The sequence below is a fragment of the Sodalis sp. RH16 genome, from assembly GCF_047324245.1.
Lineage (GTDB): Bacteria > Pseudomonadota > Gammaproteobacteria > Enterobacterales > Enterobacteriaceae > Acerihabitans > Acerihabitans ligni.
The window spans coordinates 473,373-494,850 of the sequence record NZ_CP178737.1; the positions used below are offsets into that span (position 1 = coordinate 473,373).

Genomic DNA, 21,478 nt, shown 5'->3' on the forward strand with positions numbered 1-21,478 from the left:
GCGTCAGCCCGCACCGCTACCTGTGGTATCGGTGGTGGTAATAATAATGGTGCTCGGGCTGATAGTACGCATGTATGGAACAATCTATAGTATTTTTCTATGCCCTATTGGTTAAAGCAATCAGGCTATAAAGTCAATTTTATTTTTGTGTTTGCTGCTTTATTGCACAGCATCACCCACCTTATTTTTACCCGCCATTTTGATTAATTAGCCGGTAAAATAGTTAATAACATCATTTGATACAGTTTTATACACCACAAACATGGCGCGAATCGGCATCATAGGCTACGCATGATTTTCCGTAGCCTGCGGCAAAGAATTCGGGACAGGCGAAAACGTGCCCGGCCCGTCGCGCGATAAAACCAATCCCGGCGCGGTAAGATGTCGCCCGCCTGAGCATGGCAAGAACATTGAGGCGGGGACGCTATTTTACCTGGCGGCAGCGCGCTGAAATGAGCCGGGACGGCAGTCACAGGATATTAACAATGGCATGGACCGGAGCATAACGGCAAAATGGCTGACTCGTCCTTCACAGGCAGGTAATGGCCGTATATAAGAAAAAATTATCACATGTCCTTATTTTTCAGCCAGTTATTTTGAGTCCATTTTAGATTTCATTGCCTAGGGCATAAGGCTTGATACACTCAGCTGAATCGAGGATATTCCCCTGAGGAAAGTTATCGAATATGCTGGTATATAAAGGAATTCCCCTTAATGCATTTAATGTTTGTCGGTAATTTGATATATGTCAGCAAAATGAAATTTTCTTGAGTGTTAAATTCGGTTAGCACTGTTATAGTGTTGTTAATAAGGGTAAGCTATAGGGCATTTGAGCTTGAGAAAAGCGGCCCAGAATCAGGTTAGCGGTGCCAAGGTTTATCCAAAGTTAATCACCTGGAGCACGTTTATGTACTTTAGCCTCATCGCACGGGGGGTTTGGCGTTATTCTCCTGGCCATGATGAAGATGACCGCGGCTTTTGTACTTCCTCTTTCAATTTGTTGGTAATTTAGGTAGCAAACATGCAGACCCCGCACATTCTTATTGTTGAAGATGAGTCAGTCACCCGCAATACCCTCAAAAGCATTTTCGAAGCCGAGGGCTATATGGTTCATGAAGCCACCGACGGTGCAGAGATGCATCAGGTTCTGTCGGAAAACGACATCAATCTGGTCATCATGGATATCAACCTGCCGGGTAAAAATGGTTTACTGCTGGCCCGGGAATTACGGGAGCATGCGAGTGTCGCGCTGATGTTTTTAACCGGACGCGATAATGAAGTGGATAAAATTCTCGGTTTGGAAATCGGCGCCGACGATTATATTACCAAGCCGTTCAATCCGCGGGAACTCACCATCCGCGCACGTAATCTGTTGTCGCGCACCATGAACCTTGGCAGCGGCGGCGAAGAGCGCAAGCTGGTGGAAAGCTATAAATTCAACGGATGGGAACTTGATATCAATAGCCGTTCATTGTTAAGCCCCAACGGCGATCACTATAAACTCCCCCGTAGCGAATTTCGCGCCATGCTGCACTTCTGCGAAAATCCGGGCAAAATCCAGTCCCGCGCCGAACTGTTGAAAAAGATGACCGGCCGCGAACTCAAAGCCCACGATCGCACCGTCGATGTCACCATCAGACGCATTCGCAAACATTTCGAATCCACCCCCGATACGCCGGAAATCATCGCCACCATTCATGGCGAAGGCTATCGTTTTTGCGGCGATCTGGAAGAATAGCCTTGGCGTTCCCGTCCTAATACCGGACGCGGGCGACCGCCGCCGGTGTTACGACGGCTTTGCCTTAAGGATGCTGTGTGGACCATGGGATAATCGGCACCGCGCTCAGGGCGTTTTTCGGCGACCCGTCAACCACCCGGTCAGAATATGACAGGTAGACCAGCGCATTACGTTTTGCATCATAAAAACGAACCACCTGCAACCGCTTGAATATCAGCGACGTACGCTTTTGAAAGACCACGCTACCCGATTCCTTACCGTTCTTGATTTCATCCGTCAGGGTAATCGGTCCGACCTGCTGGCAGGAAATCGCCGCATCGGACGTATCCTCGGCCAGGCCCAGACCGCCCTTGATACCGCCCGTTTTAGCGCGGCTGAGATAACAGGTAACATTTTTGACGTCGGGATCGTCAAACGCTTCCACCACAATCTTATGGTCCGGACCGAAGAGTTTGAATACCGTGTCCACCGAACCGACTTCTTCGGAACGGGCGACGCTTGAACCCAGCAGGCTGAGGAATAATGCCGATAACAACAATTTTTTCATGGGATTAGGCTTCTTTATCTGGTTGATGCTGCCCTGTGGCAGGCTTTTTTGACGTTGTCACTGTACTGCTAACATGGCTCAGAATAATAAGCTAATAAATCTTTGACGATCTATGTGCAAAAAAATTGGTATCATGCGTCAACTTTTTAATTTTCTCGCCCTAAACCCTATTTATGCCGAGTTGCAGCAAGGCGGCGAAATCGTGACAAATCTGTTCGAACAGATTTGAACAGCGCTTGCGCCGGCCCGCAAGGGTGAACCTCAGATAAGAGGTTCATCATCCCCAGGAGCTTAGGTGGCTAAGCGACTGGGGTGAGCGAGTGCAGCCAGCACAGCTGCGGCTTTGAAGATGAAGGGTATAAACGCTTTTTGAGGATGATCTATGGATCAAGCCGGTATAATACGTGATCTGTTAAGCTGGTTGGAGGGCCATTTGGACCAGCCGTTGTCCCTGGACAATGTCGCCGCGAAAGCAGGTTATTCCAAATGGCATTTGCAGCGGATGTTTAAAGAAGTAACAGGTCATGCAATCGGTGCGTACATCAGAGCCCGCAGGCTATCCAAAGCGGCGGTGGCGTTACGCCTTACCAGCCGGCCTATCCTGGATATTGCTCTGCAATATCGCTTCGATTCGCAACAAACCTTTACCCGGGCGTTCAAAAAACAGTTTATTCAGACGCCGGCATTGTATCGCCGCTCGGAAGAGTGGGATTCCAGCGGCATTCGCCCCCCGATCCGGCTGGAGAAGTATGAGATGCCCACGCCGGAGTTCATTGTCTTGCCGCCGATGCATTTGGTGGGAATGACCCAAAGCTACTCCTGTACCCTGGAGCAAATCAGCTCCTTTCGCAGCGAGCTGCGTATCCACTTCTGGCGGCAATATCTGGGGGAGGCGAAATGCATCCCGCCGATACTGTATGGTTTGCATCACTCCCGTCCCAGCCATGAAAAGGATGATGAACAGGAGGTCCTTTACACTACCGCCATCGAGCCGCAGGACGTGCCGGAAAACATACTGAGCGGGCAACCTATCGACCTGGAGGGCGGCGACTATGCCCAGTTCATTTATGAAGGACCGGCGGACGGTTTGCAAAGCTTTATCCTGGCCTTATACGGCACCTGCCTGCCGACGCTGAGGATGACCCGGCGCAAAGGTCATGACATAGAGCGGTTCTATCCGCAAGAACGCGCGCCGGATGCGCCACGGCCCCTCTCCATACGGTGCGAATATCTGATCCCGGTCCGGCGCTAACGCTGAACCTCATCCAGCGCGGGCCTGTCCAGATGCGAGACATCGCCCGCGGTTTCCACCACCCAGCCGGGAGCAAGCCACGGGCTCTGCTGGTAATCCATGCGCGAGAGCGAGCAGTTACGCAGCCGCAGCCGGCGCTCCGCGTAGGGGGGCAACCCCAGTACGGTACTGATAAGACAGCCCAGCGCCATGCCGTGACTCACCAGCAAAGGCAGGCTGCCCGGCGGTAAATCGCGGCAACCGTCCAGTACCGCCTGCATCCGCAGCGACAGCTCGGTCATCGACTCTCCCTGGGGAATACGACCGTCCGGCGTGCCGTCCACCAGCTGTTTGCGCCAGCTCTCTTCTTCCGCGGTCAAGGTATCGATATCGCGCATTTCCAGTACGCCCATGTCCAGCTCCCGCAGGCGGGGATCCAGCAAAACATCGCAATTGCATGCCCGGGCGATAATTTCGGCGGTATGGCGTGTACGGCCAAGGTCGCTGCTGATAATATGAGTGATTCCTAATAACTTAGCGCGCTCAGCAACTTGCCGTGCCTGACGTTCGCCATTGGCGGTTAATGTACTGTCGGACTGCCCCTGAATTCGGCGCAAGGCATTCCACTCTGTTTCGCCATGGCGAACAAGATAGACCTGTAACATGGTGTTTTTCCGTTATACTGCGTGAAAATGACTGGAGTAATAAAAACGATATGTTTCATGTTGTAGCTGCAACGACCAATCCGGCTAAAATCGATGCCATTGCCCAGGCCTTCAACGACACCTACGGGCTTGAAAGCTGCCGGGTGGAGGGGATAGATGTCGATAGCGGCGTGCCTTCCCAGCCGATGGGCAATATTGAAACGCGCAGCGGCGCGCGCAATCGGGTAATGGCCGCGCGCCAGGTTTGTCCCGAGGCTGATTTCTGGGTCGGCGTTGAGGCTGGTATTGAAGATAATATGACCTTTGCCTGGATGGTGATCGAAAATACGCATTTGCGGGGCGAATCGCGCTCTGCCAGTTTAATATTACCAGAAAGTATATTACAGGGAATCACCGAGGGGCGAGAATTGGGGCAGGAAATGGCGAGATTAACCGGAATAAAGGATATAAAACGTCAAGGCGGCGCGATCGGCGTGTTTACCGCCGGGAAACTGACCCGCAGCAGCGTCTATCATCAGGCGCTGATACTTGCGCTGGTTCCGTTTCACAACGATATTTACCAAATCCGCGGCCACCATCCGGAATAGCGCCCCGGCACTGTTTATGCCCGCAGAACGCCGATATTCCGGTCCGGCCCTGTTCCGGTTCATTGAGGCCGGAAGCTATTCCGGTAATTCAAGCAAATGCCGTTTCAGCCAGCCTATCAATTCAGGCGACGCCGCTTTGAGGCTGTTGGAACCGCGGGTGATGGTGGCAATACCGGTGCCCAGTTCGTTTTTCAGCTCCCGCTGGCTCTTCTCCCCCGCCAAAAGCGCCCGGACGATTCGAATGCGCATACCTATCGCTTCCCGTTCGTCCGCGGTTAGCATGAGCTGTAATAACGGTACATGCACCCCATCGGCAAACGCCTGCCCCAGCAACGCGGCGAAATGCTGCCAGTCAGGATCCTGCTTTTCCTGGCCGGCTGAATCGGAATGTGATGTTTGGATCATATCGGACCGCCATACCCATTAACGAGTACAGCAGTCTATCCTATTTTTAAAGGATTCAGTAGCGCCGCTCCCACTCGGCATCGGTCAGCACCTTAGCCGGCTGCCGCAGGAAATAACGGTAAAAAACGTCGTACGCCAACACATTTTTCACATAACCGCGGGTTTCCGAAAAGGGGATGCTTTCAACGAACGCCACGGCGTCGATACGCCCGGCGCTATTGTCCAGCCAAGTGGTTACCCGCCCCGGACCGGCATTGTAAGCGGCACTGGACAGAATACGGTTGCGGCCGAACATCTGATACACATACTCCAGATAGGTAGTGCCCAAATTGATATTGGTTTGCGGATCCAGCAGCTGGCTTGGGTTGGTGTAACTGCCGATATTGAACATCTGGGCGGTATGCTTAGCGGTGACGGGCATCAGCTGCATCAGCCCGGCCGCGCCCACCGGCGACTGGGCCTTTGGGTTCCAGGCGCTCTCCTGGCGAGCAATGGCCATCGCGTAGCTCTGGCTGATGCCTTTGTCCTCCGTGGACTGGCGGAATTCATTGCTCCAGGCCAGGGGGAAGCGCTCCTCAAGATGATCCCAGAGTTTGCCCACGATAGTGGCCTGTACGCTCATGTCCGGCCACTGCTGCAAAAGGGCGTAGCGTGCCAGCCCCTCCTGCTGCGCCGGGCTCAGGCTGGCCACCAGGCCGCCCCATTCGTTCCTGGCCAGGTTGTCCATATTCCAATACATCAGCTCCCGCACCCGGGCAATTTCCGGCCGCTGCAGCAGCGCGGGATCCGGCGCAACCGCCGGGGCAACGTTAATCACATAATTTACCCCGAGCTTCTGCGCCGCCACCATGGGATAGAAGCCACGTTCCTGCATCAAGGCCCGCAGGATGGATTCACCCTCGCTCCGGCGGCCCTTATCGAGCAATATCGACGCCCGCCAGTAACGCCATTCATCCTTCTGGCCGGCGTCATCCGGCAATCGACCCAACCAGGCCGACACGCCTTGCTGGTCCCCCTGCCCCAGCGACATGCGGATACGGCGTTCCAGCAATGCCGTGGAATGACCGCGCAGTATGACATCATCCCGCCATTTGGCCTGTTCCGGCGTGGCATCGCTGCCCATCAGCCGCCAGGCGACGGCCTCCTCCATCTCCAACTGCTCCTCGGGACTCATTTTTTGCAGGCGGACCAAAGTAGACAGCATGGAGCGGGCATTTTCCACATCGTCCCGGGCCAAACGGGCAAAGGTAATGAGGGTGGCCTGACGGGTAAGATCGGTGGGACCCACGCTGCGGGCGAACCCTTCCAGAGTGGCGGGATTATCCTGCAACGCCGCCAGCGCCGCGCCCATGGTCTGATATTCAATAGGCAGCTGCTTGGACAGGTAATTCACCAGGCCGGTGTTGCCCTCTTGCATGGCCAGCCGCATACGCTCAAGCGTCGCCAGCGGGCCGCGCTGGCCGGCTTGATCCCAGACGCCGAACAGCTTGTTGCAGCTGTCCGGCAGCGAATGGCCGTTGAGCCACAGCGCTTTGGCGCCGTCCCAGGCCGTCTGGAAATCGCCGGTGGCCCATTTGGCATAATAATAATTGCATCGCGCGGCCATAGGTCTGGGCGGCTGCGGACTGAACGCCAACAGGCTTTGCCAGTCCTGGCGACGGGCCAGCTCATTAACGAAACGAGGGGCCAGGGAACGGGCCGGCGGCAAGGTGGGATTGGCATCGATAAAGGATTTGATCTCACCCATGTCCGCCTGGGATAAATCCTGCGTCAGCGCCCGGTATTGCAGATAGGGATAAAGGGGATAATCATGCAGGGTCGGCATCAGCTGCGACACCACATCCATCTGATTACCGTCCCAAGCCTGTTTAATCTGAAGATAGCGCTGACGCTGCGCGTCGATTGAATCCGCCCGCGCTAAGCCGGATACCGCCACCAGGCATACTACCGCGCTAAAGTATCGCCATCTGTCCACCTTGACCATTTCCTCTCTTTCCTCAAAAAAAGCCTTCATTTTTGCCCTGACGCCGGGCGCCGGGCTCCGGCCAAACCGGCCGGACAATGACAAGATACCGATATAGCCACCATGCTAGCTAAGCGGCCCGGACTACGCCAGCGGCAGTCGCAACTATACCCTAAATAATTCGGGTTGCAGAAAGGCGATGAAGCACCGATTCAATACCGCACCGGTATTATTTTCATTGCACGGTCTGGATCTCAGTAAAAATACCGATTTATGTCTATATTTTAAATCCTGCGAGCCATGGGTGGATAAGGGGGTGGACCCGAGGGCCTTTTCACCGGCGGTTCCCTGCCGTTTTTCTGGTTTGAATCCGCCGGCGCGGATTCATGTTTCCGAGCGTTTTCTATCAAGGTCAGTGAAGCGTGAGAATTTCTTTAGTGGTCCCCGTGTTAAACGAGGCAGCGACTATACGGATTTTTTATCAGGCCGTAAGAGAGTTTGAACCATTACAACAATATGAAGTGGAAATTGTATTTATCAATGACGGCAGCACGGACAACACCAGGGAGATAGCGGACGAGCTGGCCGGTAACGATAAAAATGTCGTGTTGGTCAATTTCACCCGCAACTTTGGTAAAGAACCCGCACTTTTTGCCGGGCTTGAATTCGCTACCGGCGATGCGGTCATCCCTATTGACGTTGATTTGCAAGACCCCATAGACGTCATTCCCGAGATGATTCAAAAATGGCAGGCCGGTGCGGATATCGTATTGGCGAAACGCAAAGACAGATCTTCCGACGGTGCCCTGAAGCGAACTTCCGCCGAGTGGTTCTATAAACTGCATAATAAAATAAGCACCCCGAAAATTGAAGAAAACGTCGGGGATTTCCGCTTGATGTCCCGGGAAATCGTGGACAACATCAAGCGTTTGCCGGAGCGCAACCTGTTTATGAAAGGCATACTTTCCTGGGTGGGCGGCAACGTAGCGGTGGTGGAGTATGTTCGCGCCGGCCGCGTAGCCGGAGCGTCCAAGTTCAACGGCTGGAAGCTATGGAACCTGGCCCTTGAAGGCATTACCAGCTTCTCCACCGTGCCGCTGCGCATCTGGACCTATCTCGGACTGGGGGTCGCCTCGCTGGCTTTATGTTATGCCATATGGATGATTATCGACAAGCTGGTGAACGGCAATCCGGTGCCGGGTTATCCGTCGCTTATGACGGCGATACTGTTTTTAGGCGGCATACAGCTTATCGGTATCGGCGTGCTGGGGGAATATATAGGCAGAATCTATATCGAGAGTAAAAGAAGGCCACGATACGTCCTCAAAAGCCCCTCTAGAGGCAGAGAAGAAGACACAAGCCTAAAGAATGAGACTATGCCCTAAATAATTCGAGTTGCAGGAAGGCGGCGACGCAGCGAACCCCGGGAGCTTACCGAGGTAAGTGACCGGGGTGAGAAAGGAAAGCCAATGCACCTGCAACTTGAAGTATGACGGGTATAACACCGTTTGGTAAAGACCGGTCCTGCCACAGGGTAGCGTTCCATGAAAAACAAAAACAACTTTGCTCTAATTATACTCAATTTAATTATATTTTTTATACTTTGTTACGCCCTGCTCCAAAATGGCATTTGGCGAGGTCACGACTGGCTGGCGCATTTCCAAAGATTGATCTCGTTGAACGAGGAATTGGACGCCCAACAATTCCCCCCGTTATTTAATTACTGGCTGCCAGGGCAATTCGGCTACTCCTGGCAGCTTTTTTACCCGCCCCTGACCTCATTTTTATTTTTGCTGGCGAGAATCATTACCTTTAATAGTACCGATAATATCCTGCAGATGAAAATCGTGCTGTTTATTATTTTTGTGATTGCGTTTATTTGTGCCTTTTATGCAGGGAAAAGAGAACATAACTCATCCGCGGCCGGGTATCTATGTACGATCCTGTTTATCACGTCCGGGTATTTTTTAACCAATATTTTCATCCGGTTCGCGCTGGGTGAAATGTTGGCCATGGCCTTCATGCCCCTGTTCCTCAGAGGATGCAGTTCGCTGCTGGGGGACCGCAGGGATATCTGGCTGATACCCTTCATCGCGTTGGCAATTGCCCTGTCCAATATGCCCAGCCTGATCGTTACCGCTATTTTCTTTTTACTGTTTTTTATTATCAATATCAAAAGGCTCATTAATCGGATCAATATCAGATTTTTTTTGGAATCACTGATCTGCTTCATGGCGCTGAGCGCATTTTATTGGATACCACTGCTATATCATATGCGGCATTCGGATATTTTCGCCACTCACGCTAAATTGCTTAGCTATGAAGATGTATTCCGATTCAGCAGCGGCATCATGGAAAATCTGTTTTCCCTGCCGTCAAAATACGGCGTATCCAATCACGGCATGTACCTTTCGGTGGGCGTTATCCAGCTTCTCATCGCCATCGGTTATCTACGCTACGGCCGCTCTGCCCCGGCCAAAAAAGTCATCCTGGTTGCGCTGTTTTTCATCCTGGCTGCAACCCACCTGCTACCCTGGTATCTACTGCCGGATCGTTTCTCCTTCCTGAAAATCATGCAGTTCCCCTGGCGTCTGCTCTCCTGCGCCACGGCCATCGTCGCCCTTTTCACTTCGGGAATGCTGGCCGGCATATGGCAACGCCGGCCGCTGGCCATCCTCTTAGCGGCGGCATTATGCATCGCATCCATGTTTTTCCCGATGAATCAAGCGCTGACCGAGCGCCATACCCGGCTTGAGCATATGGGGCTGTGGGATGATTATCTCAATAACAGCAATATTCGCGAGGATAACTTTGCCCATCTCTATAACAATGACTTCGCCTATTTCGCCAATAAAAACGCGTCAATAACCACCACCGGCTATACCGACGGCTACCCAGACATGATTATCACCGTGCGGGGAGAACAAACCGTGACGTTACCCTACATCATGTATGCCGGCTATTATCTGCTGGTGGACGATAAAAAAACCGACGTCAGCCGGCTCGATAACGGTTTGGTGGGGGTAAAACTTACCGACGGCGAGCATCGGGTCAGCCTGCTCTATGAGCGAAATATTGTCGTTGTGCCGATGATGGTTAGCATCATTTCCTTTTTTATTATTTCATTCATAATTATATTCCGTCATAGGCGCGTTATACGCATCCGTATGTTTTCACAACGTTTTTTACCTTTTTAAAATGGGTATGGCGTACTTACCGTGCTAACGGGCGAGGATCGCTGGGATCGCGCCCTAAAACCGGCTAAACTGCCCCAAACATGCTCCGCATAAGCAGAGGAGCATATACCCTATGAGTTGAAAGAGGCTTATAACAACGTGGCTCAATACGTCTATACCATGCACCGCGTCGGCAAAATCGTACCGCCGAAACGCCATATTCTTAAAGATATTTCGCTAAGCTTCTTCCCGGGAGCCAAAATCGGCGTGCTGGGTTTGAACGGCGCGGGTAAATCCACCCTGTTGCGCATCATGGCGGGCATCGACACCGATATCGAAGGCGAAGCCCGGCCCCAGGCGGGCATCAATATAGGTTACCTGTCGCAGGAACCGCAGCTGGATCTGGAGAAGACCGTGCGGGAAGAAATCGAAGCGGCGGTGAAAGAAGTGAAAAACGCCCTGACCCGTCTGGACGCGGTTTACGCCGCCTATGCGGAGCCGGATGCGGATTTCGACAAGCTGGCGAAAGAGCAGGGAGAACTGGAAGCCATTATCCAGGCCCATGACGGCCATAATCTGGATAATCAGCTTGAGCGCGCCGCCGACGCCCTTCGCCTGCCGCCCTGGGATGCCAAAATCGGCACGCTTTCCGGCGGCGAGCGGCGCCGCGTGGCCATCTGCCGGCTGCTGCTGGAAAAACCGGACATGCTGCTGCTGGACGAACCCACCAACCATCTTGATGCCGAGTCGGTGGCCTGGCTGGAACGGTTCCTGCACGACTATGAAGGCACGGTAGTGGCGATTACCCATGACCGTTATTTCCTGGACAATGTCGCCGGCTGGATTCTGGAGCTGGACCGGGGCGAAGGCATTCCCTGGGAAGGCAACTACTCTTCCTGGCTGGAGCAGAAGGACCAGCGTCTGGCGCAGGAAGCCTCGTCGGAAGCCGCGCGTCGCAAATCCATCGAGAAAGAGCTGGAGTGGGTGCGTTCCAACGCCAAAGGCCGCCAGTCCAAAGGCAAAGCGCGGCTGGCTCGTTTTGAAGAGCTCAACAGTGTGGAGTACCAGAAACGCAACGAAACCAGCGAACTGTTTATTCCACCCGGCCCGCGCCTGGGGGATAAAGTGCTGGAAGTGCAAAACCTCAGGAAATCCTACGGCGATCGGCTGCTGATTGACGATTTGACGTTCTCGGTACCCAAGGGAGCCATTGTCGGCATTATCGGCCCCAACGGCGCGGGTAAATCCACCCTGTTCCGCATACTGTCCGGCAAAGAGCAGCCTGACGCCGGTACCGTGACCCTGGGGGATACGGTGGTGCTGGCTTCGGTGGATCAATTCCGCGACAGCATGGACAACAGCAAGACGGTTTGGGAAGAAGTGTCGGGCGGCCAGGACATTATGCGCATCGGCAATTTTGAGTTGCCGAGCCGCGCGTACGTCGGCCGGTTCAATTTCAAAGGAATCGATCAGGGCAAACGCATCGGCGAGCTGTCCGGCGGTGAACGCGGCCGGGTACATCTGGCCAAGCTGCTGCAGGTGGGCGGCAATATGCTGCTGCTGGATGAACCCACCAACGACCTGGATGTGGAAACCCTGCGCGCCCTGGAAAACGCCCTGCTGGAATTCCCCGGCTGCGCCCTGGTTATCTCCCATGACCGCTGGTTCCTCGACAGGGTCGCCACCCATATCATCGATTATCAGGATGAGGGCAAGATCGAATTCTTCGAAGGCAACTTTACCGAATACGAAGAATACAAAAAACGCACCCTGGGTGCCGAGGCACTGCAACCTCACCGCATCAAATACAAGAAGATGGCCTGATGCCATCTCCGCCGGGCGGCGGTTCAGCGCTGCCCGAGCATATCCCGCACCAGTTCGATGCATTGCAGGAAGCGCTGGTCGTAATCGGCCACGTCAATACGCACAAACGGGATACGGTTGGCATCGAGCAATTCTTCCAGCAGATGCTGGAAGGCGTCCCGATCCGCCGGATTCCCCAGGCTGCGCAAACCATCCGCCACCCAGGGGGTGTTGTTTTTCAGCAAAATCACCAAATCGAAGCGGTACTCGTCAATCATGGCCTGTACAAAAGGATGTTCGCGGCCATGGTAGCGTTTGCAAAACGCCTGGCTGGTGACAAAATCCGTGTCGATAAAGGTGACTTTATTGGCATATTTAACGGCAAAATCAATATACTGCGCCTGCCCCAGCGCAATCTTGTCATAATCGGAATACTGCAGTGCCATTTCATCCCCGCCCAAATGGGAGAAGACATATTCGCGCCCGTATTCCCAGGCGCTGCTGGTGTTGAAAATATTGGCGAGCTTGTTCACCATGGTGGACTTGCCGCTTGATTCCCCGCCGATGAGCGCCACGGTACGGACAAAAAAGGGTTTGACCTCGGTGGGAATGTATTCCCAATAGCGGAAAGGATCCTGCCGTATCTGCTCGCCGCTGATGGACATAAAGGAACGCTTGGGATCGATCAGAATGGTTTCAATCCCCAGGTGTTCGCGATAACGCTCCACATCCTGGGCTTCGCTGGAATAGACAAAGCCCGGTTCAATGCCTTTATCGCGCATAAACGACCGGATACCATTGCTCCAGACATCCCAGCCATGGGGATAAGGCTCCATGCCCTGTTCATTAAAGGCATGGATATGGATATTTTTCTGGTATTTAAAGGTCTGCAGCAGCCAGCGCAGCCGATCGCTCAAGGTAGGCTGCTGCGACATGGCGCTGTCTTCAAACAGCTGCCTGTCCCGCGGCTCGTCGAAGCCGAGAATGACGTGCAGTTCATCTACCTGGCTGCAGGCCCGTTGAATGAGATAAATATGCCCGGTATGCAGCGGATAGAACTTGCCGAAGACCACGCCGACTTTCTTCACCCGGCGCGGGAACTCCAGTCCGAGAAAACGGTGGATGGCTTCGAGCTTTTGCGCGCTGGGGCTTTTGATTTTGGCGTTAAGCAGCTGGCTGAGATAGCCTTTGGTCATGTCGCAGCCCTCTGCGACCTGCTGTAACGTGCGTCCCTGCTGTTTAATCGCACTCTTCAGGTAGTCGAATGACGACATAAACGCCCCTTTTGATTATTCCATTTCATCCAGGATGGACAGCGCATCCGTCAATTTTTTAACGCCAAAAATCTGCATATTGTCCTGCGCTTTTTTCGGTACATTGGCAAAGGGGACTATGGCCCGGCGAAAACCATGTTTGGCCGCTTCGGCGATACGCTCCTGGCCGCTGGGCACCGGACGGATTTCCCCCGCCAGGCCGACTTCGCCGAACACCACCAGATCCCGCGGCAGCGGCCGATCGCGCAGGCTGGAGACCATGGCCAGCATCAGCGCCAGATCGGCGCTGGTTTCGGAAACCTTGACGCCTCCCACCACATTCACAAAGACGTCCTGATCCGCCATCTGCAAACCGCCGTGGCGATGCAGGACCGCCAGCAGAATGGCCAGCCGGTTTTGATCCAGTCCCACCGCCACCCGGCGGGGGTTGCCCAGCATGGAATTGTCCACCAGCGCCTGGATCTCCACCAGCAGGGGACGGGTGCCTTCCCACACCACCATCACGCTGCTGCCGGAGGTCAGCTCCTCGCCGCGGCTGAGGAAGATGGCCGAAGGATTGCTCACTTCCCGCAATCCCTGCTCGGTCATGGCGAACACCCCCAGCTCATTGACCGCGCCGAAGCGGTTTTTATGGCTGCGCAAAGTGCGGAAGCGGGAATCGGCGTCGCCATCCAGCATGATGGAGCAGTCAATACAGTGCTCCAAGACCTTGGGGCCGGCCAGGGAGCCGTCTTTGGTGACATGCCCCACCATCAGGATAGCCACGCCCTGGGTCTTCGCGAACCGCGTCAGGTAAGCGGCGGTTTCCCGCACCTGCGCCACGCTGCCGGGGGAGGACTGAATATCCGCCATATGCATCACCTGGATGGAGTCGATCACCATTAAGCGGGGTTTTTCCTGGGCGGCTACCAGGCAAATTTGCTCGATGCTGGTCTCAGACAGCATATTCAGCCCGCCGGTGGGCAGTCCGAGCCGGTGGGCACGCATGGCCACCTGCTGTAATGACTCTTCGCCGGTGACGTACAGGGTATTCATATTTTCGGAGAGCTTGCACAGGGTTTGCAGCAGCAATGTACTTTTACCGGCGCCGGGACTGCCGCCGATAAGGATGGCGCTGCCCGGCACCACACCGCCCCCCAGCACCCGATCGAACTCCTTGAAGCCGGTGGAAAACCGTGGCTGTTCTTCCGGACTGATATCCGACAGCTTGCGCACCCGGCTGACGCCGGATTCCCCGGCAAAACCGCTGAAACGATCGTTGCGCACCGCCGCCGGCGTCGCCGCCAGCCGCACTTCGGTAATGGTATTCCACGCCTGGCAGGCGGTGCATTGCCCCTGCCAGCGGGGGTAATCGGCACCGCACTCGTTACAGACAAACGCACGTTTTACCGCTTTAGCCACAGTTACCTCGGAATTCTAACGCTCCTCGCTTTTCAGATTACCGCTCAGAATGCACAGCACTCCCAGCAAATCCCCATAGCGAATAACGACTTTACTCTGTTCGTTGACCTTGGGCTTGGCATGATAGGCTATGCCCAATCCTGCCGATTGTAGCATTAATAAATCATTGGCACCGTCGCCGATGGCCACCGTCTGGCTGGTGGGTATATCCAGCTCTTGCGCCAGCCTGGCCAGCTCGCGGGCCTTGTAGGCGGCATCGACGATCGGCCCTTTTACCAGGCCGGTGAATTTGCCGTCGACAATCTCCAGCTCATTGGCCGCCGCCGAAACCAGGCGCAACTTGTCTCGCAGGTAATCGGCAAAATAGGTGAAACCGCCGGAGGCGATGGCAATATGCCAGCCCAGGCTTTGCAGTTTGCGCACCAGGCCGGTAAGGCCGGGCATCAGCGGCAAGCCGTCGAGCACCTGGCGTAAAATATCCGCGTCCGCGCCCTTGAGGGTCGCCACCCGGTGGCGCAGGCTGGCGGCGAAATCCAGCTCTCCGCGCATGGCGCGCTCGGTAACCGCAGCCACCTGTTCCCCCACCCCGGCCAATTTGGCGATTTCATCAATACACTCAATCTGGATTGCGGTAGAATCCATGTCCATTATCAGCAGGCCGGGCTTGCGCAAATGGGGCGTTTTGCCAAAAGGCGCCACATCCAGCCCCTGCTCATGGGCCAGGCGAACGGCCTCTTTGCTCAGCGTTCCCGCCAGCCTGACCACCTGGTAGTCCTCCACGTGCCAGGCGGAAACGATGACCAGGGCCGCGCCGAGGGCGCGCTGAAAAAGGGCCAGGGAAGATTTATCAAGAGTCCTGCCGTACAGCAGCCAGCCGGTGAGTCCCGCCTGATAATCCAGCGGCATCACCTCGTCCCCGCTGAGGGACAGCGGCAGCCCGGGCCACTGGGAGATCCTGGCGGGGAGATCGCAGTAAGTCAGACTATTCGGCATTCAGAACTCCTGTAGGCATAAAGGACCGGCATGATGTAAAGACGCGCATCAAGCTATCCTATCGCCTGCGCTTCTGGCAACATAAAGCGTCCAAAAAAATGAAGGAATTATATGGCCCGTGCCGGACTTTCGTTTCGTTTACACAGAACCGCCATCGTTCTGATTTGCGTGACCCTGCTGGTGATGCTGATGCAGGGAGCATCCTGGTTCAGCCTCAGCCATCAAATGGCCCGTTCGACGCAGGTAGACGAACTGGCGGATACGCTTATTCGCCAGTTGGCCGGTCAATTGGCGCCATTGATGGACGACGGCGGCGATAATAACGCGCCAATCCAGGCGGTATTGGATCAACTCACCGCCGGGGGCCGCATCCTGGACGCCGGCGTCTATGCCATGGACGGCAGTCTGATTGCCCGCTCGGGTGAAAATGTCCCGGTGCGCGACCGGCTGGCTATAGAACGCCCCCGGGCCGGCAGTTACTTTAACCATCAACTGGTGCGCACCATTGCCGACAAAGACGGTCCCAGCGGTTTCGTGCGGCTGACCCTCGATACCCATGTGCTGCAAACCGAGGCCAGGCAGGTGGATAACACCACCAATATCCTGCGCCTGATGCTGCTGCTGGCGCTGGCCATCGGCATTATCCTGGCGCACACTTTGCTTGCGGGCAGCCGCAGCCGCTGGCAGCAATCGCCTTATTTGCTCACCGCCGGCTCCCCGTCGCCCGAACCCCCAGCCGATGATGAGAACGCGGCAGACAAGCATCTTCGAAGTCAATAAGACGGAACAGGATGATAGAAGCCGCCTTATACCCCATCTCCCAGCAATACCGACTCCAGGGCGATTTCAATCATTTCGTTAAAGCTGGTTTGGCGTTCCGCGGCGTCTAGCGCCTCGCCGCTGCGGATATGATCGGACACGGTACAGATAGCCAGCGCCCGTGCGCCGAATTCAGCGGCGACGCCATAAATGCCCGCGGCTTCCATTTCAACGCCCAGGACGCCGTATTTCTCCATCACATCAAACATCTGCGGATCGGGGGTATAGAACAGGTCCGCCGAGAACAGGTTACCCACCCGCACCTTCAGCCCGGCGGCGTTGGCGGCGGCTACCGCATGGCGCAGCAGGTCATAATCGGCAATGGCGGCAAAGTCATGGCCTTTGAAACGCATGCGGTTAACGTTTGAATCAGTGCAGGCCCCCATGCCGATCACGATATCCCTGACCTGCACATCCGCACGCAAAGCGCCGCAGGAACCGACTCGGATGATTTGTTTCACATCGTATTCGGTAATCAGCTCCTTGGTATATATGGAACAGGAGGGGATTCCCATGCCATGCCCCATTACCGAAATCTCGCGTCCTTTATAACTGCCGGTATAACCCAGCATGCCGCGGACGTTATTCACCTCACGGGCCCCATTGAGGAAAGTGCTCGCGATATGCTGGGCCCGCAGGGGATCGCCGGGCATTAAAACCACGTCGGCAAAATCCCCTCGTTCAGCATTGATATGCGGCGTCGCCATAAAATTTTCCTTATTGTATGCAAACCATGTATTTCCGGCCGCCGGGCCGGTTCAATTTTTCCGCTTCACAAAATCGCCGTGCCATAGTCCATGGGCGACAAGCCAAAGTAGCGCGCCACGGTCTGGCCGATATCGGCAAAGGTCCCACGATGCCCGTAAGAACCTGGGGTTATTCCATGACCGAAGATAAGCACCGGCACATGTTCACGGGTATGATCGGTGCCGGTCCAGGTGGGGTCGCAGCCATGATCGGCCGTGAGGATCAGCAGGTCCTCGCCGGTCACCCGGCCGAGCAGTTCAGGCAGACGCCGGTCGAACAGCTCCAGCGCCGCCGCGTAGCCGGCCACGTCGCGGCGATGGCCATAGGAGGAATCGAAGTCCACCAGGTTCGTGAAGACGATGGTATTGTCCCCCGCCGCGGCCATCTCGCCCAGGGCGGCGTCAATAAGCGCTTCCAGCCCGGTGGCCTTGATCTTTTTGGTAATCCCCACCTGGGCATAGATATCGGCGATTTTGCCAATGGATACCACGTTGCCGCCCTTCTCTTCCACCAGTTTTTGCAATACGGTGGCCGAAGGCGGCGCCACCGCCAAATCGTGACGGTTACCGGTGCGGGCGAAATGGCCCGGCCCGTCGCCCACGAAGGGACGGGCAATCACCCGGCCGATATTATAGCCGCCGTCCGTGAGCAGTCTACGGGCAATATCACACAGCGCGTAAAGGCGTGTAAGCCCGAAGGTTTCCTCATGGCAGGCTATCTGGAATACCGAATCCGCCGAAGTGTAAAAAATCGGTTTACCGGTGCGCATATGCTCGGCGCCCAGCGCGTCGAGAATCACCGTGCCTGAGGAGTGGCAGTTGCCCAGATAGCCGGGCAGCTGCGCTTCCCGCACCAATTTATCCAGCAGTTCCGCCGGAAAACTGTTTTCCGGGCTGGGGAAATATCCCCAGTCGAACAGCACCGGCACGCCGGCGATTTCCCAATGTCCGGACGGCGTATCCTTGCCGGAGGAAATTTCGCTGGCGTAGGCATAAGCGCCGATAATCTCGGCGTGCTCATCTAATCCCGGCGGGAAACGGCCGGTGGATTCCTCGGCGGCCTTGCCCAGGCCCAGCCGCGACAAATTAGGCAGCGCCAGCGGGCCGCTGCGCCCCTGATTGGCTTCGTTTCGCTGGCACCGTTGCGCGATATGTCCCAGGGTATCCGACCCTTGATCGCCGAATTTTGCCGCATCGCCGGCGGCGCCGATACCGAACGAGTCCAGTACCATGATAAAGATACGCTTCATGTTCACTCCTGGTGCGGCGCGGCGGCAACTAGCGCCGCGCCTGATAAATTCGTTGACGGAACGTCCCGGTCTCACCAAAGACGCCCGAAATCTTATTCCTGGTTGACTATCCGGCGGTAAACCACCGGTAACGCCGCCGGGGGCTCGGGGGCAATGGCGATCGCCGCCTGTACCGCCTGGGCGGCCTGAATCCAGCCGGCTTCGCTTGCTGCATGGATAACCGCCAGCGGTTGACCTGCCTCCACGACGTCCCCCAGCCGCACCATATCCGTCAGGCCGACGCTGTAATCAATGGCATCGCCGGCCCGGCGGCGGCCGCCCCCCAGAGCCACTACCGCCATCCCCAGCTGCCGGGTATCCATGGCGCAGATATAGCCGCCCCGTGGCGCCGGCACCGGTTTGCTCAGGGTGGCCGCCGGCAGATAGCTGTCATAGCGGCTGATAAAATCGGCGGGCCCTCCCTGGGCGGCCACCATGCGGCCGAAACGCTCCGCCGCTTCGCCGTTGTCCAGCACCCGCTGGAGCCGCGCCCGGGCCACTTCATCGCTGACAGCCAGGCCGGCGGAAACCAGCATCTCGCTGCACAAGGCCATGGTCACTTCATACAGGCGGGGGTTGCGTCCATCGCCGGTAAGAAAGCGCACCGCCTCACGCACTTCCAGCGCGTTGCCGGCGCTGGAGGCCAGCACCTGGTTCATGTCGGTGAGCAGCGCCGTGGTCCTGCACCCCGCGCCGTTGGCTACCCCGACAATGGCCTCGGCCAATGCCACCGACCGGGCATAATCCGGCATCAGGGCGCCGGAACCGACCTTGACGTCCATCACCAGAACATCCAGTCCCTCCGCCAGCTTTTTCGCCAATATCGACGCGGTAATCAGCGGAATGGAATCCACCGTCGCGGTAATATCGCGTGTGGCATAGAATCGCTTGTCCGCCGGCGCCAGCGAGTTGGTCTGGCCGATAATCGCCACTCCTACTGTTTTAATCTGCGCGCGGAATTTGTCGTCGTCCGGGAAGATATTCAGACCCGGAACAGCTTCCAATTTGTCCAGCGTCCCGCCGGTATGGCCCAAACCACGCCCCGACACCATAGGCACGTAACCGCCGCAGGCCGCGATCATCGGCCCCAGCATCAGGGAGGTGACATCGCCCACGCCGCCGGTGGAATGCTTATCCATCACCGGTCCGTCCAGGGAACAATTTTTCCAATCCAGGACATGGCCCGAGTCCCGCATCGCCAGCGTCAGCGCCACCCGTTCAGGCAAATCCATATCGTGGAAAAAAATGGTCATCGCCAGCGCGGCGATTTGCCCTTCCGACACGGAATTATCCCGTACTCCATTGATAAAAAAGCGAATCTCTTCTTCATTCAGCGATTCGCCGTCACGTTTTTTTCGTATGATTTCTTGAGCCAGGTACAAGGTAACCCCCTGCAAAAGCTAACGCGGGCAACACGCCCCAAAAAAAGCACCGGGCGGAGTATCCGCCTTATCCGTTACAAATTGATTCTGCGGTTAATCGCCGCTATCGGGATGGGGCAAGGAGTGGCCCGGTATCGGGGGCAGAGAAGCCGGCAAGCTTGGGGCGCCGAAGCGGAAACGGCATGCGTCCCCCCGCTCCGGTCCCATGACGGGGCCGGCCGATGCAAGATAAGATGCCGCTAGGGCGATGGTACGCACGACGGGCCGCAATCAACTTATTCATAGTACTCTCCAACTTTCCGGTTTTGCATGTTGGCGAGCGGACTTGGTTCCTTGAAGAAGGCCCTGTTACCGGGCATCTGAGATCCCTCTCACCGCATAAGCCTGTCTCAGAGGCGCAGGGGTAAAATGCCCTGCCTTACGCGCGCTTCTATTTTTTCACACTTGGCGCAAATTAGCTGCCTGTAGATAAAGATTTATGCGTTAGAACGCGCTAATCCAAACAGAGCGAGGGTATTGCGGTAGATTATTTCAGCAATCCGTTCCGGCGGCTCGTCACGTAGCTCGCATAGTACCCGGAAGGTTTCCCGCACGCGTTCGGGACGGTTGGGCTGCCCTTGGAAACCCGACAGCGGCATATCCGGCGCGTCGGTTTCAAGCAGCAGCCATTCCAGCGGCAAACGCGCCATGACGCCGCGGGTTTTGGTGGCGCGCGCATAGGTGATGGTCCCGCCGACGCCAATATAATAACCCCGCTTGATAAACGCCTCCGCCTGCTGATAACTGCCGGCGAAACCATGCACCACGCCGGTACGGGGCAGATCGACCCGCCGCAGCAGGGCGGCCAGCCGGTCATGGGTGCGGCGCGAATGCAGGATAACCGGCAGATCATAGCGTTTAGCCAAATGGAGCTGATCTTCCAGCAAGGCAACCTGCCGCGTCATCAATGGCTCGTCGATATAATCATCCAGGCCGATTTCTCCCAGCGCCACCAGTTTGCCCCTGGGAGAACGAAGACAGTGCTCAAGCAGCGCCAGCCCATCATCGTCATGGCGGCGTATGGCGATGGGATGCATTCCCAGGGCGGCATACAGCGCCGGATAACGCTCGGACAGCGCAAGCACGCCGGCGAAACGATCCGCCTCCACCGCAGGCACGATGATCCGCTGTACGCCGGCCTCGTTCGCACGGGCAATACTGCCGGCTTCATCACCGCTGAAAGGGGAGAAATCGAAGTGGCAATGCGTATCGATGAAAACCGGTTTTGTCATGAGGCCACCTAAGCTAAAGCACGTCGTTTTCTTTCACCTACGGGAATGATAAACGTCAACGCCGAATCAGAGGAGTATAGAACATAATGATAATTGCTTTAAAACAGGGAGTGTTAATGAGGATGTAGGAAAAGTAAGTTAAAACAGGCTGTTCAGAAGAAAAAAACATGACCGCTGATGAATATGCG

General features: G+C 55.9%; 19 protein-coding genes and 1 other annotated feature (1 of these 20 running past the window's edge). Of the genes, 7 read left to right on the top strand and 12 right to left on the bottom strand.

Annotated elements, in window-relative coordinates; translation table 11 throughout:
* Positions 1–65: a sequence feature (Thr leader region), on the bottom strand; it reaches 53 nt to the left of the window's first position.
* A complete protein-coding gene (thrL, locus tag ACL2XJ_RS02130; protein ID WP_132928007.1) occupies positions 4–72 on the bottom strand; it encodes a thr operon leader peptide in 69 nt (22 codons plus the stop codon). Its footprint overlaps the feature before it by 62 nt.
* 949 nt (positions 73–1,021) lie before the next feature.
* Between thrL and arcA the strand changes: the two genes are divergently transcribed.
* The gene (gene arcA, locus ACL2XJ_RS02135; RefSeq protein WP_132925870.1) at positions 1,022–1,738 is read left to right on the top strand and encodes a two-component system response regulator ArcA; all 717 of its coding nucleotides are present in this window, start codon (positions 1,022–1,024) and stop codon (positions 1,736–1,738) included.
* 64 nt (positions 1,739–1,802) lie between these two features.
* On the opposite strand, the gene creA is transcribed toward arcA, so the two are convergent.
* Positions 1,803–2,285 carry a protein CreA gene (gene creA, locus ACL2XJ_RS02140; protein ID WP_132925868.1) on the bottom strand — a complete coding sequence of 161 codons (483 nt, stop codon included), beginning with the start codon at positions 2,283–2,285 and terminating at the stop codon, positions 1,803–1,805.
* Between the two features lie 382 nt (positions 2,286–2,667).
* On the opposite strand from creA, the gene robA reads away from it, so the two are divergent.
* Complete coding sequence (gene robA / locus ACL2XJ_RS02145; RefSeq protein ID WP_132925866.1) at positions 2,668–3,537, top strand: MDR efflux pump AcrAB transcriptional activator RobA; 870 nt, start codon at positions 2,668–2,670, stop codon at positions 3,535–3,537.
* Here robA and gpmB read toward each other — a convergent pair.
* Positions 3,534–4,181 carry a 2,3-diphosphoglycerate-dependent phosphoglycerate mutase GpmB gene (gpmB, locus tag ACL2XJ_RS02150; RefSeq protein ID WP_132925864.1) on the bottom strand — a complete coding sequence of 216 codons (648 nt, stop codon included), beginning with the start codon at positions 4,179–4,181 and terminating at the stop codon, positions 3,534–3,536. The genes robA and gpmB overlap by 4 nt on opposite strands.
* Positions 4,182–4,231: 50 nt before the next feature.
* On the opposite strand from gpmB, the gene yjjX reads away from it, so the two are divergent.
* Positions 4,232–4,768, top strand: a complete 537-nt coding sequence (yjjX, locus tag ACL2XJ_RS02155; protein WP_132925862.1) for an inosine/xanthosine triphosphatase — start codon at positions 4,232–4,234, stop codon at positions 4,766–4,768.
* Positions 4,769–4,843: 75 nt separating this feature from the next.
* Here the strand turns inward: yjjX and trpR are convergent, their stop codons facing one another.
* Entirely contained in the window at positions 4,844–5,173 is a 330-nt protein-coding gene (gene trpR, locus ACL2XJ_RS02160) for a trp operon repressor (RefSeq protein ID WP_132925860.1), read from the bottom strand.
* Between the two features lie 55 nt (positions 5,174–5,228).
* The gene (gene sltY / locus ACL2XJ_RS02165) at positions 5,229–7,148 is read right to left on the bottom strand and encodes a murein transglycosylase (protein WP_132928006.1); all 1,920 of its coding nucleotides are present in this window, start codon (positions 7,146–7,148) and stop codon (positions 5,229–5,231) included.
* A 410-nt stretch (positions 7,149–7,558) separates the two neighbouring features.
* Between sltY and ACL2XJ_RS02170 the strand changes: the two genes are divergently transcribed.
* From ACL2XJ_RS02170 to ettA, 3 genes are all read left to right on the top strand, one after another.
* Positions 7,559–8,521, top strand: coding sequence for a glycosyltransferase family 2 protein (locus tag ACL2XJ_RS02170; protein WP_413725511.1), 963 nt, complete (start codon positions 7,559–7,561; stop codon positions 8,519–8,521).
* A gap of 291 nt (positions 8,522–8,812) precedes the next feature.
* The gene (locus tag ACL2XJ_RS02175) at positions 8,813–10,333 is read left to right on the top strand and encodes a hypothetical protein (RefSeq protein WP_413725512.1); all 1,521 of its coding nucleotides are present in this window, start codon (positions 8,813–8,815) and stop codon (positions 10,331–10,333) included.
* 138 nt (positions 10,334–10,471) lie between these two features.
* Positions 10,472–12,136, top strand: a complete 1,665-nt coding sequence (gene ettA / locus ACL2XJ_RS02180) for an energy-dependent translational throttle protein EttA (RefSeq protein ID WP_132925854.1) — start codon at positions 10,472–10,474, stop codon at positions 12,134–12,136.
* A gap of 23 nt (positions 12,137–12,159) precedes the next feature.
* On the opposite strand, the gene nadR is transcribed toward ettA, so the two are convergent.
* The 3 genes from nadR to serB are packed head-to-tail and all read right to left on the bottom strand — an operon-like array spanning position 12,160 to position 15,783.
* A complete protein-coding gene (gene nadR / locus ACL2XJ_RS02185) occupies positions 12,160–13,389 on the bottom strand; it encodes a multifunctional transcriptional regulator/nicotinamide-nucleotide adenylyltransferase/ribosylnicotinamide kinase NadR (protein WP_132925852.1) in 1,230 nt (409 codons plus the stop codon).
* A gap of 15 nt (positions 13,390–13,404) precedes the next feature.
* Positions 13,405–14,790 carry a DNA repair protein RadA gene (radA, locus tag ACL2XJ_RS02190; RefSeq protein WP_203523929.1) on the bottom strand — a complete coding sequence of 462 codons (1,386 nt, stop codon included), beginning with the start codon at positions 14,788–14,790 and terminating at the stop codon, positions 13,405–13,407.
* 15 nt (positions 14,791–14,805) lie between these two features.
* Positions 14,806–15,783 (bottom strand): phosphoserine phosphatase, encoded by a 978-nt coding sequence (gene serB, locus ACL2XJ_RS02195; RefSeq protein WP_132925850.1) that lies wholly within the window; start codon positions 15,781–15,783, stop codon positions 14,806–14,808.
* Positions 15,784–15,894: 111 nt separating this feature from the next.
* Here serB and ACL2XJ_RS02200 point away from each other — a divergent pair, with 111 nt between their 5' ends.
* On the top strand, positions 15,895–16,563 hold the full coding sequence (locus tag ACL2XJ_RS02200) for a YtjB family periplasmic protein (protein WP_132925848.1): 669 nt from the start codon (positions 15,895–15,897) through the stop codon (positions 16,561–16,563).
* Positions 16,564–16,589: 26 nt separating this feature from the next.
* Here the strand turns inward: ACL2XJ_RS02200 and deoD are convergent, their stop codons facing one another.
* The 4 genes from deoD to ACL2XJ_RS02220 all read right to left on the bottom strand — a co-directional run bounded on the left by deoD (position 16,590) and on the right by ACL2XJ_RS02220 (position 21,290).
* Positions 16,590–17,309, bottom strand: a complete 720-nt coding sequence (gene deoD / locus ACL2XJ_RS02205; RefSeq protein ID WP_132925846.1) for a purine-nucleoside phosphorylase — start codon at positions 17,307–17,309, stop codon at positions 16,590–16,592.
* 65 nt (positions 17,310–17,374) lie between these two features.
* On the bottom strand, positions 17,375–18,598 hold the full coding sequence (gene deoB / locus ACL2XJ_RS02210; RefSeq protein WP_413725513.1) for a phosphopentomutase: 1,224 nt from the start codon (positions 18,596–18,598) through the stop codon (positions 17,375–17,377).
* Between the two features lie 92 nt (positions 18,599–18,690).
* Positions 18,691–20,019: a thymidine phosphorylase gene (gene deoA / locus ACL2XJ_RS02215; RefSeq protein ID WP_413725514.1), complete on the bottom strand. Its 1,329-nt coding sequence runs from the start codon at positions 20,017–20,019 to the stop codon at positions 18,691–18,693.
* A gap of 476 nt (positions 20,020–20,495) precedes the next feature.
* Positions 20,496–21,290 (bottom strand): TatD family hydrolase, encoded by a 795-nt coding sequence (locus tag ACL2XJ_RS02220; RefSeq protein ID WP_132925840.1) that lies wholly within the window; start codon positions 21,288–21,290, stop codon positions 20,496–20,498.
* Positions 21,291–21,478 lie beyond the last annotated feature (188 nt).

Excerpts from the sequence above, each read along its gene's own strand:
- arcA (WP_132925870.1), top strand. The coding sequence starts at position 1,022 with ATGCAGACCCCGCACATTCTTATTGTTGAAGATGAGTCAGTCACCCGC.
- creA (WP_132925868.1), bottom strand. The coding sequence starts at position 2,285 with ATGAAAAAATTGTTGTTATCGGCATTATTCCTCAGCCTGCTGGGTTCA.
- robA (WP_132925866.1), top strand. The coding sequence starts at position 2,668 with ATGGATCAAGCCGGTATAATACGTGATCTGTTAAGCTGGTTGGAGGGC.
- gpmB (WP_132925864.1), bottom strand. The coding sequence starts at position 4,181 with ATGTTACAGGTCTATCTTGTTCGCCATGGCGAAACAGAGTGGAATGCC.
- yjjX (WP_132925862.1), top strand. The coding sequence starts at position 4,232 with ATGTTTCATGTTGTAGCTGCAACGACCAATCCGGCTAAAATCGATGCC.
- trpR (WP_132925860.1), bottom strand. The coding sequence starts at position 5,173 with ATGATCCAAACATCACATTCCGATTCAGCCGGCCAGGAAAAGCAGGAT.
- nadR (WP_132925852.1), bottom strand. The coding sequence starts at position 13,389 with ATGTCGTCATTCGACTACCTGAAGAGTGCGATTAAACAGCAGGGACGC.
- serB (WP_132925850.1), bottom strand. The coding sequence starts at position 15,783 with ATGCCGAATAGTCTGACTTACTGCGATCTCCCCGCCAGGATCTCCCAG.
- ACL2XJ_RS02200 (WP_132925848.1), top strand. The coding sequence starts at position 15,895 with ATGGCCCGTGCCGGACTTTCGTTTCGTTTACACAGAACCGCCATCGTT.
- deoD (WP_132925846.1), bottom strand. The coding sequence starts at position 17,309 with ATGGCGACGCCGCATATCAATGCTGAACGAGGGGATTTTGCCGACGTG.
- deoB (WP_413725513.1), bottom strand. The coding sequence starts at position 18,598 with ATGAAGCGTATCTTTATCATGGTACTGGACTCGTTCGGTATCGGCGCC.
- ACL2XJ_RS02220 (WP_132925840.1), bottom strand. The coding sequence starts at position 21,290 with ATGACAAAACCGGTTTTCATCGATACGCATTGCCACTTCGATTTCTCC.